Annotated in this window: 2 protein-coding genes; both read right to left on the bottom strand. The window is 40.8% G+C overall.

The genetic code is table 11. The annotated features are described in order from the left end of the window. Positions 1-458 (bottom strand): ankyrin repeat domain-containing protein (locus FTV42_RS17170; protein ID WP_373683245.1); only part of this gene is annotated, 458 nt, incomplete at its 3' end. 153 nt (positions 459-611) lie between these two features. Beyond that, the coding region (locus FTV42_RS17165; protein ID WP_180039278.1) for a catalase at positions 612-1,165 on the bottom strand (554 nt) is incomplete at its 5' end.

Genomic DNA, 1,165 nt, shown 5'->3' with positions numbered 1-1,165 from the left:
AATTCAGCTGCAGTTTTTTGTCCAGTTTGATTGGCATTGCTATCACAATCGACTTGGCGTAACTGTTTTACAATGGCCCATTCAAGCTTAAACATCGCACCCATTAAGGCAGTATTGCCCTTGTTGTCACGTGCGCAGCGATTGGCACCATATTTTAGTAATATAGTGACTGCATCTTGATGACCATAATAAGCTGCCATGATTAAGGGCGTATAACCTGCACTATTACGGACATTCACTGGAAATCCGTATTTTAAAAATTCATTAATAACTTCTTGATTACCAGTTTTTGCTGCGGCAAAAAAGATATCGATTAATTCCTGTTGGGAGTTTACCGTTTGTTGCTGAGCCACTTGAACTGTTTCTTGGGCATGAAGTTTAGTTATTCCTAGTGTAAGCAGAGTCATTAATAGAATGCTAGAAATAGACATCATCACGCTATTCAAGATTGCTTTCATTTCAATTGGCCTCAAGTTTGCTTATGACAAAATATTGGAAATCTAAAATTCCTGTAAACCTCCCCTAGGGTTGCAGGAAAGGATTTGAGTTTTACAGGACTTTTCGGTGGTGACTCTTAATCGCTAGTCACCGATTTGATCAACCAACCAGAATTAGTCTTTCAATTTTGCAGCTTTTGCTTTAACGATTGAGATGTCACCGTTAACCGCTTTAGTCATACGCATACCGTAATCTGCATCTGCTTTATAGAAGTAAGACAACATGATGTGTTTGGTTTCTGAATCTTTAACACTGCCAAGATCCGCAGCCAAGTTCATGATTAAAGCGTCTTTTTCTTTCGTAGTGTATGAACGGTAAAGATCACCCGCTTGCTTAAAGTTTTGCTCTTTCACGCCAATTTGTTGTACGTAACCAGATAGAGGCGTTTGTAGCGCACGTGCTTTCGCAGTTGCAGCTTTGGGCTCTTTGCGGCTTGGTTCGTAGTTCACATCAGAATTACGCTCACTGACATTCATTGAACCATCTTGGTTGTTGTTGTTTACATCAATCACTGGACGGTTTACAGGAATTTGTTGATGGTTCACACCCAAACGGTACATTTGTGTATCTGAATAAGAGAAGATACGGCCTTGTAGCAGACGGTCTTCAGATGGTTCGATTCCTGGTACCAGGTTACCTGGCGCAAATGCTGACTGTTCAGTCTCGT

Origin of the sequence: Acinetobacter sp. YH16052, assembly GCF_013417155.1 — a bacterium.
Lineage (GTDB): Bacteria > Pseudomonadota > Gammaproteobacteria > Pseudomonadales > Moraxellaceae > Acinetobacter.
Note: the sequence above shows the minus strand (reverse complement) of the source record. Positions and strands in the feature narration are given on the sequence as shown.